Annotated in this window: 15 protein-coding genes; 6 read left to right on the forward strand and 9 right to left on the reverse strand. The window is 63.7% G+C overall.

Annotated elements, in window-relative coordinates; translation table 11 throughout:
• The first annotated feature begins 135 nt into the window (after window positions 1–135).
• On the forward strand, window positions 136–720 hold the full coding sequence (locus NKI21_RS14440; RefSeq protein WP_352440747.1) for an amino acid synthesis family protein: 585 nt from the start codon (window positions 136–138) through the stop codon (window positions 718–720).
• Between the two features lie 3 nt (window positions 721–723).
• Here NKI21_RS14440 and NKI21_RS14445 read toward each other — a convergent pair whose 3' ends face one another.
• From NKI21_RS14445 to NKI21_RS14455, 3 genes are read right to left on the reverse strand one after another with little or no spacing between them, the layout of a single operon-like run.
• Complete coding sequence (locus tag NKI21_RS14445; protein ID WP_352866057.1) at window positions 724–1917, reverse strand: amidohydrolase family protein; 1194 nt, start codon at window positions 1915–1917, stop codon at window positions 724–726.
• Window positions 1918–1961: 44 nt separating this feature from the next.
• On the reverse strand, window positions 1962–2501 hold the full coding sequence (locus NKI21_RS14450) for a MarR family winged helix-turn-helix transcriptional regulator (protein ID WP_352440745.1): 540 nt from the start codon (window positions 2499–2501) through the stop codon (window positions 1962–1964).
• Between the two features lie 49 nt (window positions 2502–2550).
• On the reverse strand, window positions 2551–3195 hold the full coding sequence (locus NKI21_RS14455) for a cysteine hydrolase family protein (RefSeq protein ID WP_127319596.1): 645 nt from the start codon (window positions 3193–3195) through the stop codon (window positions 2551–2553).
• Window positions 3196–3427: 232 nt separating this feature from the next.
• Here NKI21_RS14455 and NKI21_RS14460 point away from each other — a divergent pair, with 232 nt between their 5' ends.
• Both NKI21_RS14460 and NKI21_RS14465 read left to right on the forward strand, forming a co-directional pair.
• Window positions 3428–4282 (forward strand): NAD-dependent epimerase/dehydratase family protein, encoded by an 855-nt coding sequence (locus NKI21_RS14460; RefSeq protein ID WP_352440744.1) that lies wholly within the window; start codon window positions 3428–3430, stop codon window positions 4280–4282.
• Window positions 4279–5085: an SDR family NAD(P)-dependent oxidoreductase gene (locus NKI21_RS14465; RefSeq protein WP_352440743.1), complete on the forward strand. Its 807-nt coding sequence runs from the start codon at window positions 4279–4281 to the stop codon at window positions 5083–5085. Before NKI21_RS14460 ends, NKI21_RS14465 begins: the two co-directional genes overlap by 4 nt.
• Here NKI21_RS14465 and NKI21_RS14470 read toward each other — a convergent pair.
• The 6 genes from NKI21_RS14470 to NKI21_RS14495 form a co-directional block, all read right to left on the reverse strand.
• Window positions 5082–6152, reverse strand: a complete 1071-nt coding sequence (locus tag NKI21_RS14470; RefSeq protein ID WP_352440742.1) for a Gfo/Idh/MocA family oxidoreductase — start codon at window positions 6150–6152, stop codon at window positions 5082–5084. The genes NKI21_RS14465 and NKI21_RS14470 overlap by 4 nt on opposite strands.
• 1 nt (window position 6153) lies before the next feature.
• Window positions 6154–7062 carry a carbohydrate ABC transporter permease gene (locus tag NKI21_RS14475; RefSeq protein WP_352440741.1) on the reverse strand — a complete coding sequence of 303 codons (909 nt, stop codon included), beginning with the start codon at window positions 7060–7062 and terminating at the stop codon, window positions 6154–6156.
• On the reverse strand, window positions 7062–7997 hold the full coding sequence (locus NKI21_RS14480; protein WP_352440740.1) for a carbohydrate ABC transporter permease: 936 nt from the start codon (window positions 7995–7997) through the stop codon (window positions 7062–7064). Before NKI21_RS14480 ends, NKI21_RS14475 begins: the two co-directional genes overlap by 1 nt.
• Window positions 7994–8932, reverse strand: a complete 939-nt coding sequence (locus tag NKI21_RS14485; protein WP_352440739.1) for a sugar phosphate isomerase/epimerase family protein — start codon at window positions 8930–8932, stop codon at window positions 7994–7996. The genes NKI21_RS14480 and NKI21_RS14485 overlap by 4 nt, the downstream gene beginning before the upstream one ends.
• A 110-nt stretch (window positions 8933–9042) precedes the next feature.
• Window positions 9043–10395: an ABC transporter substrate-binding protein gene (locus NKI21_RS14490; RefSeq protein ID WP_352440738.1), complete on the reverse strand. Its 1353-nt coding sequence runs from the start codon at window positions 10393–10395 to the stop codon at window positions 9043–9045.
• A gap of 260 nt (window positions 10396–10655) precedes the next feature.
• The gene (locus NKI21_RS14495; protein ID WP_128302613.1) at window positions 10656–11441 is read right to left on the reverse strand and encodes an SDR family NAD(P)-dependent oxidoreductase; all 786 of its coding nucleotides are present in this window, start codon (window positions 11439–11441) and stop codon (window positions 10656–10658) included.
• A 98-nt stretch (window positions 11442–11539) separates the two neighbouring features.
• Here NKI21_RS14495 and uxuA point away from each other — a divergent pair, with 98 nt between their 5' ends.
• From uxuA to NKI21_RS14510, 3 genes are all read left to right on the forward strand, one after another.
• Complete coding sequence (gene uxuA / locus NKI21_RS14500; RefSeq protein WP_128302612.1) at window positions 11540–12724, forward strand: mannonate dehydratase; 1185 nt, start codon at window positions 11540–11542, stop codon at window positions 12722–12724.
• A 341-nt stretch (window positions 12725–13065) separates the two neighbouring features.
• Complete coding sequence (locus tag NKI21_RS14505) at window positions 13066–14475, forward strand: LLM class flavin-dependent oxidoreductase (protein WP_128302611.1); 1410 nt, start codon at window positions 13066–13068, stop codon at window positions 14473–14475.
• Entirely contained in the window at window positions 14472–15710 is a 1239-nt protein-coding gene (locus tag NKI21_RS14510) for an acyl-CoA dehydrogenase family protein (protein ID WP_352440736.1), read from the forward strand. The genes NKI21_RS14505 and NKI21_RS14510 overlap by 4 nt, the downstream gene beginning before the upstream one ends.
• Window position 15711 lies beyond the last annotated feature (1 nt).

Genomic DNA, 15711 nt, shown 5'->3' on the forward strand with positions numbered 1-15711 from the left:
TGGTGCCGGTGGGGGGGGCGGGTTTTTTTTATTAACCCTCGGGGCGTACCCGCGGCCTATCCCCCCGGGCCCCGGCTTTCATCCCGGGGGGGGGGCCCTGGCCGCCCCCGACATCAAGGGCGAGGACGGCTTGCGATGAACCCGGAAATCCGCCGTATCATCACCATCGTCGAGGAAACCCGGATCGAAGGCGGGCGACCCGTCGATCCGCCGACGCGGCGTGCCGCAGCCATCGCGGTGATCCGCAACCCCTATGCGGGTACCTACATCGAGGACCTGTCGGCACTGAGCGCCATAGGCGAAGCCTTGGGCGATATCTTGCCCAAGCGCGCCGTCGCTGCTCTGGGCATCGCCGGCGACCGGGTCGAGAGCTTCGGCAAGGCCGCCGCCGTCGGCGCCGATGGCGAGCTCGAACATGCCGCCGCCATCCTTCATCCAAAGCTCGGTGCCCCGTTCCGCGACGTGCTCGGCAAGGGCGCCGCGCTCATTCCTTCATCGAAGAAGCGCGGCGGCCTTGGCGTGCCACTCGATATTCCGCTCGGTCACAAGGATGCGGCGCGGGTGCGCAGCCATTTCGACGGCATGGAGGTTCGCGTGCCCGACGCACCGCGTGCCGACGAGATCGTCGTCGCTATCGCCGTGACCGATTCCGGCAGGCCGCACCCGCGCGTCGGCGGGCTGACCAAGGACAAGATTGTCGGGATTGACGGCGTCGGCTGACCGTCAGGCCGCCAGGACTTCCGGCACCCGCATCGCCGGCGGGGTGTTGCGGCTCCGGCCGGTCCGCACCACGCCGTCGATGACGACCATTCCAATGCCTGGAAGATTGCCCAGCGCCACGCTGTCGAGCAGCCCGTCGCCGGCGCCGCCGATCGCCTGATACATGAAGATCAGGTCGGCGGCGCGACCGACCTCGATCAAACCGCGATCATCCAGTCCGCGCACACGCGCCGTGTTGCCGCTGGCAAGACAGAACGCCACTTCCGGCGCGATACCACCCAGCGAAGCCAGCATGGTCAGGGTTCGCAGGATGCCGAGCGGCTGCACGCCGGATCCGGCCGGGCTGTCGGTGCCGAGGATGACGCGCGAAAGTTCGCCGCGCTGCCTTGCCAGGTCGAGCACGAACAGTCCGGTGCGCAAATTGCCGTTATGGACGATTTCAAGCGCCCTCGAGCCCTTCTCGCAGATCTGCCGTATTTCCGCGTCGGGCAGGGCGGTTGGCCCGCCATTGACGTGCGCGACGATGTCGGCGTCGACCTCCAGCACGACATCCGCGCCGATGCGGCCGGAGCCGGGCAGGGATGGACCGCCCGTGTGGGTCATCGAGGTCATGCCGTATTTGCGCGCCCAGGCGATCATCTGCCGGCCGGTCGGCCCGTCCTTGACGCCGCCAAGTCCGACCTCGCCGACAAGCGTCACGCCGGCCTCGGCGAGACTGCGGAAGTCTTCCTCGGTAAGGCCGGGTTCCAGGATCGGTGCCCCGGCCAGGATCTTCATGCCGTTCGGACGGAAGTTGGAGAAGGTGCGTTGGGCAGCGATCGCCAGCGCCTTCAGCCCGACAAGGTCGCGCGGTCGGCCCGGCGTGTGGACTTCACCCGCCGAGATCATGGTGGTGACGCCGCCATGCACAGTCGAATCCATCCAGCCGATCTGGTTCTGCCGAGGCGTCCAGTCGCCGGCCACCGGATGGGCGTGGTTATCGATAAGACCCGGCGAGACCGCACAGCCCATCGCATCGATGATCGTCGCCGCGCTGCCGCCATCAATGTCGCCTGCCTTGCCAATGCTGGTGATGCGTCCATCGCTCACGACGATGGTGTCGGCGTCGATGATCGGTTGTGCGAGATCGCCACTCAGCATGAGACCGATATTGCGGACGACGAGCGTGTTGGCAGACGACTGGAGGTCGGACGACATCGGTTCTCACTTTTGCTGTTATGGAAAAAAGGACTGGACGCGGCTTATTTGCCGCTGTCGCCATTCGTTGGGTCGTCGTCGTTGATGCGCTGGAGCAGGCGAAGCAGCGTCGCCTGCTCGGCCGGTGAGAGCGGCGACAGGAACCGCCGCCCGACCTCGACGCTGCGTTCGAGCCGCTCCAGCGTATAGTCGGTCCCTTTGCCGGTCAGCGCGATCATCGTCAGGCGTTGGTCGGTTTCGGAGGCGCTGCGCGTGATCAGCCCGTGTTTGAGCAGTTTGCGCATGACGATGCTTATGGTCGATGGGTCCATCGCCGTCAGCCGGCCGAGATGGTTCTGCGAGACTTCGCCATGCTTGAGGATCGTGGCGAGCGCCGCGAATTGCGTTGGCGAAAGGTCTTCGCCGGCCATGACCTGCTGGAAGCGCAGTGTCGCGCGCTGATGCGCCCGGCGGATGACGTGCGCCGGGTGGCGGTCCAGTTCATAGCCGGTCCCGGCGTATTGCTGCAGCACCTGCTCGCGGCTCGGGGGTGCATCGCCGCTCGGCGTTTTCGGCGTCGCGTCTTTTTCGGATTCAGTCGTCACACCGGACTCCTATCGCCGCTGTCTTGGATGTCGCCGGTTCGGAAAAAGCTCAAGCCGCGACCTCCGCTGGTTGAAGCGACGTCCCGTCGCGGAGGGCTGCGACGACATCAGCCGAATCGCTGACCACGCCGAAATGGGTCGCTATGTCGTAGAGCGAGCTTTCCTGCTCGCGTGGTCCCGTCGCCGCGCAGCAATCGCTTGGCACCACCACCTCATAGCCCTCGAAAAAGGCATCATGGACGGTCGAGCGCACACAGATGTTGGTGACCACGCCGAAGATGATCAACTGATCGGTCTGCATGTCTTTCAGCGTCAGGTCGAGGTCGGTTTGAAAGAAGGCCGAGTAGCGCCGCTTGATCACATGGATCTCATCGTCGCGGGCGCCGAGATCCTCGATGATCTCCGGCCCCCAGCTTCCATCCAGGCAATGCGGTGTGCGCTTCAGCCATTCGCGCTCGCGGCGCATGCCCGGCCGGTGGCTGTCATGGACCCAGATCACCGGCACGCCGGCGGCGCGCGCGGCTTCGATCACGGCCAGTTGCGGCGCTACCAGCGTCTCGTACCCAGGCAGGACCATGGCCCCGCCGGGCTTGCAGAACTCATTGACCATATCGATGACGACAACGGCCGCACGGCGTGGATCGAGGCGCACCGCGTCATCGTGCCGATGTGAGGAAAAACTGTCCACGGACATGGCGAGCTCCTTTGACCGATCGTTGATGCTCATACAAAAAACCCTAGCGGATGCCAAGTCAATCCCGTTCGACGCAAAGCGTGCTGGTCGGCCTTGCGCACCGCGCTCCGACAAGCGTATGCGCTATTTGTCCATCGCGAAATGGCCTTGACAACGCTTGTCAGGCATGTGCTCGATTTGTGTGACCATCAACAATATTCAAGCCGCTTAATTGCGGAGCCGAGGCCGAGATATGAAAACCATCGTCACCGGAGCCAGCGGCCTGCTTGGCCGCCATGTGGCCGAGGCTCTGGTTGCGGCCGGCCACGATGTGCTTGGTGTCGATGCCGTGGTGCCGGGTGAGGTCGCATGGCGCCACGCAACCGCCGATTTGACCGATCTGGGATCGACACTGCAGCTGGTGCGCGATTGCGATGCCGTTGTGCATGTCGCGGCCATTCCGCGGCCGACCGGCCGGGCCGGCGGCGAGGTGTTCAAGACCAACATCGCGACCGCCTACAATGTGGTCGAGGCAGCTGCCATGGCCGGCGCCAGGCGCTTCGTCTATGCCTCGTCCTTCAGCGTTTTCGGCTATCCCTTTTTCGAGAAACCTGTGCGGCCGCCCTATCTGCCGGTCGACTTGAACCATCCGGTCGGCGCGCAGGACCCGTACGGCCTGTCGAAATGGCTGGGCGAGGAAATCGTCGACGCGGCGGTGCGCCGGGGGGCCTTCTCGGCGGTCAGTATCCGCATGCCGTGGATCCAGACGCTGGGTTCTTTTTTCGACGGCGTAGGGCCGCGCCGCGCCACTGCCGACAGTGCCCGCGACCTGTGGGCCTATCTGGATGCGCGCGACGCCGGGCAGGGCTTCCTGCGGGCGCTTGAATGGCAAGGCGACGGCCATCTGCGCGTCCTCCTGAGCGCCGCCGACACATTCATGGAAGAGGAGACCGAAGCGCTCGTGCGCCGGGTCTATCCTGATGTCGCTCTGTCGCGGCCGATCGCCGGCTTCGGCGCCGTTCTGGACACGATCCATGCGCGCGAAACGATCGGCTTCGAACCACAGTATTCATGGCGTTCCTATCCAAAGCCGGAGACCCTGGGATGAAACGGTTCGACCAGAAAAAGGTCCTCGTCACCGGCGGCGCCGGCGCGATCGGCAGCGCAGCGGTGCGGCGTTTCCTTGACGAAGGCGCGCGGGTCGCCATTGTCGACCGCAATGACGCGGCGGCGCGGCAATTGGCCAGCTCCCTCGGCGACGACGCCCTGGCGATCGAGGCTGACGTCACCGATGAAGCGGATGTGCGGCGCGCCGTCGCAACGATCGTCGAGACGTTCGGCGGCCTCGACGTGGTGTTCAACAATGCCGGCATTTCCGGCGTCGTCGCTCCCGTTCACGACCTGCCGGTCGAGGACTGGGATACGACCATCCGCATCAATCTGCGCGGCATCTTCCTCGTGCTGCAGGCGTCGCTTCGGGCGATGATCGAGGCCGGGACCGGTGGCTCGATCGTCAACATGGGCTCGTCCATGGCCGGTTGGGACGTCCTTTTGGGTGGTGCCGGCTATGTCGCTTCCAAACACGGGGTGGTCGGCCTGACGCGGGTCGCAGCGCTCGATGCCGCGCCTTACGGCATACGCGTCAACGCCATCTGCCCCGGCGTGATCGAGACGACGCTTGGCGTACCGGTTTCCGGCGACGGCGAATTCAAGAGCAGCGTCCAGCATTTCGCCGACCGCATTCCGTTGCGCCGCATCGGCCAGCCGGACGATGTCGCGGCCGCCGTGGCTTTCCTGGCCTCCGACGAGGCGAGGCACGTCACAGGCGTGGATTGGCTGATCGACGGCGGCCAGACCTTGCAGAGCTGGGCCAACGCGCCGGCTGGCGGCGCGTTTCCGAAATTTCGCTAAAGTCTTTTCGGCGGCATTGCCTGGATGATCCGAACGGCAAGATCGAGATCGGCGAGCCCGCCCGAAAGCGGCGTGCGCGGCTTCGCGCCGCCATGGACGCAATCGGCGAAATGCAGCCATTCGCGGCGGAACGACGTATCCGGAACGCCAGGCAGAGCGCGTTCGGATGCAGCTTCGCCTGTGGTTTCGCGCAGCCGGACGGTCGCCGAGGCATTGCGGAAATAGGGGTTCTGGAATTCGATCCGCACCTCGTCGCGCTCACCATGCACGTGGATCCACTCGTCCCACCATTCATACTGGGCAAGTGCCATGTCGAAGAGGCAAGGGACGCCGCCATAATCGAGCACGGCCAGCAGCTGGTTGGGACCGGTCTGCTGTGCATGCACGACGCGGTCCGGCGTGCCGAAAGCGCCGCGCATGACGGCAAGGTCGTGGCTGGCGAGGCTGAGCAGTACAAGATAGAGATCGCGATAGCCGGCATGGTCCACACCGAGCGCCGCCTCGATGCGCCGAGCGACCGTTTCGCGTCCCGCCGCTAACACATCGGCCGGCACGTCGGTGACCCTGGTCTGCGTGTAGAGTTGGCCATAACGGTCGAAGCGGCCCGCGAAATCGTGGACATGGATCGACTTCGGCCGGCCGATGGCGGCGATGCGCTCCAGCCCGATCTCATAGCCGGGATCATAGAATTTCATGTAGCCGACAAGGGCGACGAGGCCGCTCCGCTCGGCCTGCTCGACCAGCGGGCGCGCCTCCTGCGGCGTGAAGGCAAGCGGCTTCTCGACGATCAGGTGCTTGCCGGCTCGGATTGCATCGGCGACCATCTCGCCATGATCGTAGGTGCAGATCACGACCGCATCGACATTCGGGTCGGCAAGCAGCGCGCGATGGTCGGTATATCTGGCAGTGACGCCATAATGTTCCGCCACCTTGTCGACCGTGCCGGGAGAGATGTCGCACAAGGCGGCGATGCGAAACGCCGGCAATTCCATGAGATAAGGCAAGTGCATCAACTGGGCGATCTCGCCGCAGCCGATGACGCCAACGCCAATGACGCGATCCTGCATGTCAACCCTTCACGGCGCCGGCTGTCAGGCCGGCGATGAACTGCCGTTGCATGGCGACAAAGACGACGATCACCGGCAGTGTCGTGATCGTCAACGCGGCGAAATAGAGCGTCCAGAGCGAGTCGTATTGCTGGAAGAAGCTGACCAGTCCAAGCGGAATGGTCTGCACTAAAGGGTCGCGCAACAGCAGGAAGGCCAGGAAGAAATCGTTCCAGATCTCGATGAAGCCGAAGATGAGGATCAGCGCCACGCCCGGCCGCACCAGGGGCAGCATGATGTGGATCAGGATCTCGAGCCGGCTGGCGCCATCGATGCGAGCGGCATCTTCGAGGTCGGCCGGCAATGTGATGAAGAAGCTGCGCAGGATGAAGACCGAAAGCGGCAGCGACGTCGCGGCATAGATGAAGGCAATGCCGAGCCGGCTGTTTATCAGGCCGAGATCGCGCGCCACCAGGAACAGCGGAATGGCCATCACCTGCGGCGGCACCAGCATGGCCGCAACTGCGACTGCGACCACAAGACCGCGTCCGGGGAAACGAAGACGCGCCACCGCATAGGCGCACGGCGTCGCGACGGCCACCAGGATGATCAATGCCGAGCCGGTGACGAAGATGCTGTTGACGATGCGCGATCCCATGCCGGCGATCCGCCAGGCATCGGCATAGTTCTGCAGCACCAGGCTCGATGGCGGACCCCAGACATTGCTGAGCATTTCCTGTTTGGTCTTGAGCGAACCGAACAGCACCCAAAGCAGCGGATAAAGGGTCTCGAAGAGCACGAGAATGAGCGCGGCATAGATGCCGCCAAGTTCGAGGATGCCGCGCATGCCGAGGCGCTGCATGAGCCCGCGACGGCGAGAGCCGGCGGCGCCATCATCCAGGGGAAGCGGAGGGTTGGCGGCTGCTCTCATCAGACGTCGAGCCTTTGCCGCCGCATCAGGGCCAGCAGGCCGACGCTGGCCAGCCCGACGATCATGAACAGCACATAGCCGATCGCCGCGGCGTAGCTCATGGCGCCGTCCTGGAAGGCCTTGCTCATCATGTAGGTGAGCACCACTTCGGTGGCGTGGTTCGGACCACCCTTGGTCAGGACATAGACGATGTCGAAGTTGCGCACGAAGGCGCCGGAAAGGCCGAGGATGGTGTTGATGAAGATGATCGGCATCATCATCGGAACGGTGACGTGCCGGAAGCGCTGCAAGGGGCCGGCGCCGTCCATCTTCGCCGATTCATAAAGCTCCGAGGGGATCGTCTGCAGCCCGGCCAGATAGATGACGGCATGGAAGCCGAGCCATTTCCAGACATCGACGACGATGATCGAGTAGAGCGCGATGTCGGCGTCGCCGAGCCATGATCGTTTCAGCCCGGCGAGGCCAATGAGATCGAGCCCGCTGTTGAGCAGGCCGAAGACGGGATTGTAGATCCAGGACCAGAGCAGGCCGACGGCGACGAAGGACATCGTCACCGGGATGAAGGCGGCGGCGCGAAAGAAGGCGCGGCCGAGCAGCGCCCGGTTCAGAAGCAGCGCCAGCCCGAGGCCGAGCACGTTCTTCAGGACGACGACGGCAACGACGAAAATCAGATTATTGCGCAGCGCACCGAGGAAGATGCGATCATGCGCCAGGCGCATGTAGTTGGAAAAGCCTGCCCAGGTCGGGTCGGAAAACCCGTCCCAATTGTGCAGGCTGAGCCAGAAGCCGTTGACGAACGGCCAGAGGTAGAAAAGACCGAAGAGGATCGCGGCGGGCAGGATCATGACGAAGGCCGTAGCCCCGTCCCCGGCATCGAAACGCCAGGTGCCGGATCGGCTCGAAACAGGAGCCGCCTTTTGCGGTCGCGTGCTCACGCGGCCTTCGCGCCTTGCGGGGTCAGCACCAGCCCGAGCGTGTCCCTGACATAGGCGATGCTCTCGAGCGTGCTTTGCTCTGCCGTTTTCCTGGACGCATCCAGCTCGATGATGGCGAGCCCATCGTAGTTTGCATCCAGCAGGACGTCGACGATGCCAGCGAGATCGACGACCCCGGCGCCGAGCTCGCAAAAGGCGCCATAGCGGTCATAGCCCTTCAGCGCCGGATCGACCCTGGTGTCCTTGAAATGCATGTAGCGCACGGCCGAAATGTAGGTCTTTACCGCGTCGACCGGATCGGAATTGGTATGCGCAAGATGCGCCGGATCGATGCACAGGCCGGCCAGATCGGTATCCAGTTCATCCATCATGCGATCGAGCTGGTCGCGGCGCTCGATGAAGGTGTCGAGGTGCGGGTGATAGACCGTCTCGATGCCAAGGTCCTTTGTCCGCCTGCCGATATCCTCGAGCGCCCGGCAAAAGGCGCGGTAGTCGTCGGCCGTGTGCGCCCCGGCAGCGGCTTCCGATGGACCGCCGCCGAGAACCAGCACCGGTGAGCCGAACCCCTTCAACATCCTGGTCAGCGCGACGAGCACATCCCGTTCATAGGGCCAGGCGACGGGGTTGGTGAAGATCGCATTGACGTAGAAGGAGGAGAGCTTGATGCCATACTCGCTCTGGCCTTCCGACAGCAGCGCATAGCGCCGCAAGATGTCGGTGTCGGTGGTCACCCCCATCGGCGCCTGGTTGCCGAGCTGCATGTATTTGCGGGCGTATTGGTCCGACAGGCTGGTGAAGGCGAGGATCTCGAACCAGCCGAAGCCCTGGTCTGCCAGGAACTTGATGGCTGGCCGTAGCGGAAGGCCGGTCAGGTCCCAGCTGTTCAGATGATAACCGATCGAGAAGCGCTGCCGTTCGGCGCGATGTGTCGTCATGTGTTCTCTCCGATGGGCGAGGCTGCCCGAAGCAGGCAGCCTCTGTTTTTCTTGCCTGGCGCATCAGCCCGACCGGATGTGCGCTCGCTTGCAGGCGCTACTTCAGGGCCTCATTTGGGCGGCCAACTGCCCTGGGCCTTGAGGTCGTCGAAAATGGCCTGGATCGATGCGGCGGCATCTTCGGGCGTGGTCGTGCCACCGACGATGCCGGCGATTGCCGAAGACGTGGCGCTCGCGACCTCCGAGGGCCAGATCCAGTCGAGGAACTTGATCGTGTTCGGGAAGGCTTGCTTGCGCAGTTCGACGGCATAGGCATCGTCGACCTGCGGCACGCCCTTGATCGAGGCCGCGATCGGCTGTTCCGGCGCGAGGTAGAGCGTCGCGACCTCGGGCCTTGTCAAATATTCGATGAACTTGACCGCGGCATCGAGCTTCTCGGGCGGGATCGAGGAGGCGACGCACATGCCGTTGTCGGCACCGCCGCCATGGCCAGGCGCGCCCGGCGTTCCGTCCATTTTCGGAAAGGCGAAGACGCCCCATTTGAAGTCCTTGACGCTCGACTGCAGCGACGGGATTTCCCAGGTGCCGCCATAATACATGGCGCTCTTGCCGGCGGCGAAGGCCGCACGCATGCCGTCCTGGTCGACGGAAAGCGAATCCTTGGAAAGGATGCCATCATCGACCCATTGCTTGATCAGCTTGAACCCCTCGACATCGGGCGCGTCGGTGAATTTCGCCGTGCCCTCGAGGTTCTTCTGCGTCTTGCCGACCGGGTCGCCCGAGGCCTGCGAAAAGGTCTCGAAGTACCACATCGGCCACATCACGGTGTTAGAGCCCTGATGCAGCAGAGGGATCACGCCCGCGGTCTTGAACTTCGGCACGGCTGCCTTCAGGTCGTCATAGGTTGGCGGGACAGGAATGGCGAGCTTCTGAAAGAGATCGACATTGTAGAAGATCGTCGATGTCGACAGCGTCGAGATCGGCACGCCGTAGACTTGGCCGTTGACCGTGAAGGCGCCAAGTGCGGCGGCGTCGATCCTGTCCTGGAACGGCTTGATCTTGTCGGTAATCGGCATCACCAGTTTTCGCCTGACATAGGCGCCATTGGTGTAGAAGGCCGGGCAGGCGATCAGATCCATTTCCTGGTTTGCAAGTTTTGCGGTCATCACGCGCTGGATGGAATCGGTTTGCGGCCCCTGGGCATCCCACTCGACCGCGGCGACGTCGGGGTTGGCCTTGAGGAAGCCGTCGATAACCTGCTGCTGGATTTTCTTCTGCTCGTCCGGCGGTTGGCGCGGCGCGAGTTCGTCGAGCGCCGAGCCGCCGAAGATCTTGAGCGTGATCCCTTCGGCGTGGCCGATGCCGGGCACTGTGATCAGGCCGAGGCCTAGCAGTGCGGTGGCAAGGATGGGAGCGGCGGAACGTTGTTTCGGACGATGGGTCACTCTCTGCTGAAGGGGCATCTGGCTCTCCTTTACGCCAATGCCGAGGGGCAACCTCGGGACCAATATCGTTGATGGTCATATGATCTTGGTCGCCTGTTGATGTTTTTGTCAATCGGCAAGAATGCCTATTATTTCATCGATCGCACCGCCCCCCTTTCGTGTTCGGCGTGGCCCGTGCGGTGTTCGATTTGCCTGGGCAGTGATCTGCAAGAAGATCGGCAAACCAATTGTCGGATGCCGGCTGGTCCCGGTAACGGACAAGCCCCAATCTTCGCGATCTACTTCACGCCGATGCCGGCGGTCAGGCCGCCATCGATCTTGTAGTCCGCGCCAGTGCAGAAGCCGGCCTTCGACGAACACAGGAAAGCGATGAGTTCAGCCACTTCCTCCGGCTCGCCGATGCGCCCGATGGGGTGCGCTTCGCCGAAGCGCTTGTAGGCGGCCTCGACATCGGCATCCGTGCCGTTCTCGCCGCGGGCGGCCTTCTCCAGGATCGGGGTGCGGATCGAGCCCGGGCTGACGGAATTGACGCGGATGCCGGAGCGCGCATGGTCGAGGGCCAGGGCACGCGTCAGCGTGTGGATGGCGCCCTTGGTGGTGGCATAGGCGGCGACGTTTTGCTGGCAGGCAAAGCCCTGCACCGAAGCGACGTTGATGATGGCGCCGCCGCCCCTGCGGACCATTTCCGGGATGCCGAAATGCGCTGTCAGATAGATCGACCCGACATTGACCGACATCGCCCTGTTCCAGGTCTCGAAATCGGTGCTGGTCGCGGTTCCGTACGGATGCACCGCCGCCGAATTGACGATGATATCGAGGCCGCCGAACCGCTCGACGCCAGTCGCGACCGCGTCGCGAACCTGATCGGGCACGGAGACGTCGGCGCCTATGACCAGCGCCCCGGCTGCGGAGCTTTCCAGTTCCCATTTCAGCGCAGCGTTGGCCGCGCGGTCGATGCCGCAGGCGACGATCGCAGCACCCCCTGCAGCGAGGCGTCTGGCGGTTGCGAGGCCAATCCCGGTCGTGCCCGTCACCAAAGCCACCTTGCCGTCGAAATCCTTCATTGGGAAAACTCCTTCATTCGCTGTCCGAAACCGTTCCTAGTTTGACACCCATTGTGGTCCAACAATAGGTTGCCGTTCTCTCGCAGAAGGAAGCGGCAATGGAACAGTGCTGGCGCTGGTATGGACCGAACGATCCGGTAACGCTCGATCATGTCAGGCAGGCCGGTGCGACCGGCGTGGTGAGCGCCTTGCACGATATCTACGACGGTCGCGCCTGGCCGCTCGAGAGCATTCTGGAGCGCAAGCGTGTCATCGAGGCCGCCGGCCTGACATGGTCGGTGGTCGAGAGCATTCCGGTCCACAACTCCTTCAAGATCGGCACGCCGGAACGCGAGCGCTACGCCGGCTACTATCGCGACTCAATCCGCGCGCTCGCCAAGGCCGGCATTGCGACGGTCTGCTACAATTTCATGCCGGTGGTCGACTGGACGCGCACGGATCTCGCCTATCGGCTGCCAACGACAGGTTATGCGCTGCGTTTCGACGCGATCGATTTCGCGGCCTACGATTTGTTTGTGCTGAAGCGCGTCAATGCCGAGGCCGGCTATACCCCCGCCCGCATCGCCGAGGCGGAAGCGCGGCTGAAGGAATTGAGCGGCGAGGCGATCGACAGGATCGAGCGCAATCTGATCGCCGGCCTGCCGGCAACCGAGCGCAGTTATAACAGGGACAGTTTTCGCGAGGCCCTGGCGGAATACGACGCGATCGGGCCAGGGGAGCTGCGCGACAATCTTGCCTGGTTCCTGCGCGAGATCATTCCTGTGGCCGAAGAGGAGGGGGTGCGCATGTGTATCCATCCCGACGACCCGCCCTTCTCGCTCTATGGCCTGCCACGCATCGTTTCGACCGCCGAGGATGCGCGTTTCATCCTCAACGCCGTCGACAGCCCCGCCAACGGCCTGACGTTCTGCACCGGCTCTTATGGCACGCGCGCCGACAACGACATCGTCGCCATGGTCAAGGAATTCGCCGACCGCATCCATTTCGCCCATCTGCGCAACATCACCATCGAGGATGACGGCTCGTTCCACGAGGCCGAGCATCTCGAGGGCGGCACGGACATGGCGAATGTGATTCTCGCTCTGATGCAGGAAGAGGCACGCCGCCGCCGAGAGGGCCGTGCCGACTGGCGTATTCCGATGCGGCCCGACCATGGCCATCTGCTCGCCGACGACATCGGCAAGACCAGGATCAATCCCGGCTATTCGCTGATCGGCCGGCTGAAAGGCCTCGCCGAGCTGCGTGGCATCATGCGCGCCATCGAGCGGTTCGAGCTGGCTTGAGCGGGCCCCTCAGTTCGGCTGGCAGGATCTGAAACTATCGCGCCGGTTTTGCACTTCCGCGGTGCTTATATGCCACATTGCTGAGAAACGCCCTGGGTCGCATCGCGCCAGGGCAGCCATGCGCTGCCGCAGTTCGGCGAAGCTGGGCATGGATTGTCCGCATGGCTTGACGACAACCTTGGTGATGCGGCTCGACACTGGCCGCTTCGACACCATCCAGTAATGGATTGTCACAAACACCGCGATCTTTAGGAAAAATCTCCACGCGCGATGCTTTGAATTACACTAAATCCATAGACAAAGATCGATCCCGTGCTGAGCGCGTTTGTCTGGGTTGTCATATGGCAAAATCTCCTATTATTCTCAATGGCTTCACCATGAATGCCGTCTCCCATGTCGCCTACGGCCTTTGGCGTCATCCGGCCGACCAGGCCTATCGACATGCCGAGCTCGACTACTGGATCGAACTTGCCAAAGCACTGGAGGAGGGCGGCTTCGATTGCTTGTTCATCGCCGACGCGCTGGGCCTTCTCGACGTCTATGGCGGTGGATACGACGCCTCGCTGGCAAAGGGCGTGCAGTCCCCCGTCAACGATCCGCTGTTGCTGGTCTCAGCGCTTGCCGGCGCGACAAGCCGGCTGGGTTTCGGCGTCACCGTTTCGACGACCTACGAAAAGCCATATCTGCTGGCGCGCAAATTCACCACGCTCGATCATCTCACCAAGGGGCGGATCGCCTGGAACGTCGTCACCTCGCAGCTCGACAGCGCGGCGCGCAATCTCGGTCTCGACAGGCAGGTGGCGCATGACGAGCGCTACGAGATCGCCGACGAGTTCATGGATGTCGCCTACAAGCTCTGGCAGGGTTCCTGGGAAGACGGTGCCCTGGTGCGTGATCGCGGCAGCGCCGCCAACCCGGACGGTCTCTATACCGATCCGGAAAAGGTCCATCCGATCGGTCATTCCGGTCGCTACTTCAATGTTCCGGGTCCGCATCTCTCGGAGCCCAGTCCGCAGAGGGTGCCGGTGCTGTTCCAGGCGGGCGGTTCGCCGCGCGGCCAGCGCTTTGCCGCTCGTCACGCGGAGGTGGTCTTTGTCGCCGGTGCCGATGTCGATGGCATCCGCCGCAATGTCGCTGAGGTGAAGCGGCTTGCCCGCGATGAAGGCAGGGCTCCAGGCAGCATCAAGTTCATATCCGCGGTCTCGGTGATCACGGATGAAACCGACGCCGCCGCGGCCGCCAAGCTCGCTGACTACAGGTCGCACTACGATGTCGAAGGCGCGCTGGTGCATTATTCGGCAACGACCGGCATCGATTTTTCCAGGCACGATCTCGACCAGCCTATCCGCTACACCGAAACCGATTCCAACCGCTCCCTGCTGCGCATGTTCGACGACCCGTCGTCGGGCCGCCAGTGGACCTTGCGCCAGGCGTTTTCCCCGGAGGGCGGTTTTGGGCGCGGCAAGTCGTTTGTCGGCGGTCCGAAGACCGTTGCGGACGAGCTCGAGCAATGGCTGGAAGCCACCGATACCGACGGCATCAATTTGACGCATGTGGTCAGCCCCGGCAGCTTCATCGATTTCTCCGCCCATGTCGTTCCCGAGTTGCGGCGGCGCGGGCGCATTCGCGAGGATCTCGGTCCCTCGCTGCGCTCCAGGCTCTTCGGGCGTGACAGCCGCCCGCCCGCCGATCATCCGGCGGCGCAACACGCTTTCTCGCAGGGCCGTCAGCCGGAGGCTTTGGTATCATGACCATCCACGCCACCGTTCAGCATGAACAGCGCAGCGATTTCCAAGGCTGGGCCGAGAAGGCCGAGGAGGTCGTGCGCGAACTCAAGCGAACAGCTGCAGCGCGCGATCTGGCCGGGGCCGCCCCGCATGCCGAGATAGACCTTTTGCGTCTGGCCGGCCTGCTGACGATCTATATTCCCAAGCGATTTGGCGGCGGTGGCGCGACGCCGACCGAAGTGCTCAGGATCGTCCGCATCCTGGCCAGGGGCGATACATCGATAGCCCAGATCGTCATCTACCATCTCTTCGGCACGGCAATCGGATTGGACGGCGACAACAAGTCCCTGATCGAAAGACGGCTTCAAGGCTTTCTCTCCAAGGGCTGGTTTCATGCCGGCATCGCGCAGGCCGCCTATGAGCCGCTTGTCGAGGCGAGGCAGGTGGACGGCGGTTTCGTGCTCAACGGCGCCAAGCCTTTCACCAGTGGTGCGCAGGTGGCCGACACGCTGCAGGTCTGGGTGCGCTTTGCCGGGAGCACGCGGATCGCCGGCACCGATGCCAGCGGTCATATCGGCCAGTTCATCGTCGCCAACCCCACGTCAGGCCTCAGCTTCGGCAATGACTGGGACAATATCGGCCAGAGGCTAACGGTGAGCGGCAGTGCGGCGCTCGAAAATGTCGCCGCATCCGCCGACGATCTGGTCGGGCATTGGCCTGATGATACGGTTCATCCGCCGCATGCCACGCTGCATGTGCCGATCGTTCATGCAGCCTTCGGCGAACTTTATCTCGGCACCGCCCTTGCCGCCCTGGAAGACGCCAGGGATTACGTCACCCAACGCGGCAGGCCATGGCTGTCCTCGCCGGCAAAGAAAGCCTCCGAGGACACGCTGGTTGTCGAGCGCTTCGGCCGGCTTTCGATCGCGCTGGCGTCCGCGCAGGCGCTCGCGGACGCCGCCGGCGAGGCCGTGCAGCGCGCCTTCGAGCGAGGCAGGGATCTCACCGCGGAAGAGCGTGGCCATGCCGCGGCAATCGCCTACCAGTCGAAGGTGCATTCGACCGAGGTCGCCCTGGAGGTGACGTCGCGCATATTCGAACTGACCGGCGCCCGCTCCACGGCGCGCTCGTTCGGCTTCGACCGCTACTGGCGCAACGTCCGCACCCACAGCCTGCATGATCCCGTCCACTACAAGGTGCTGGAAGTCGGTGACTTCGCGCTTAACGGCCGTGTGCCGCCGCCAACCTACTATTCGTGAG

This window comes from Mesorhizobium sp. M0715, from assembly GCF_040320355.1.
In the GTDB taxonomy this organism is placed as follows: domain Bacteria; phylum Pseudomonadota; class Alphaproteobacteria; order Rhizobiales; family Rhizobiaceae; genus Mesorhizobium.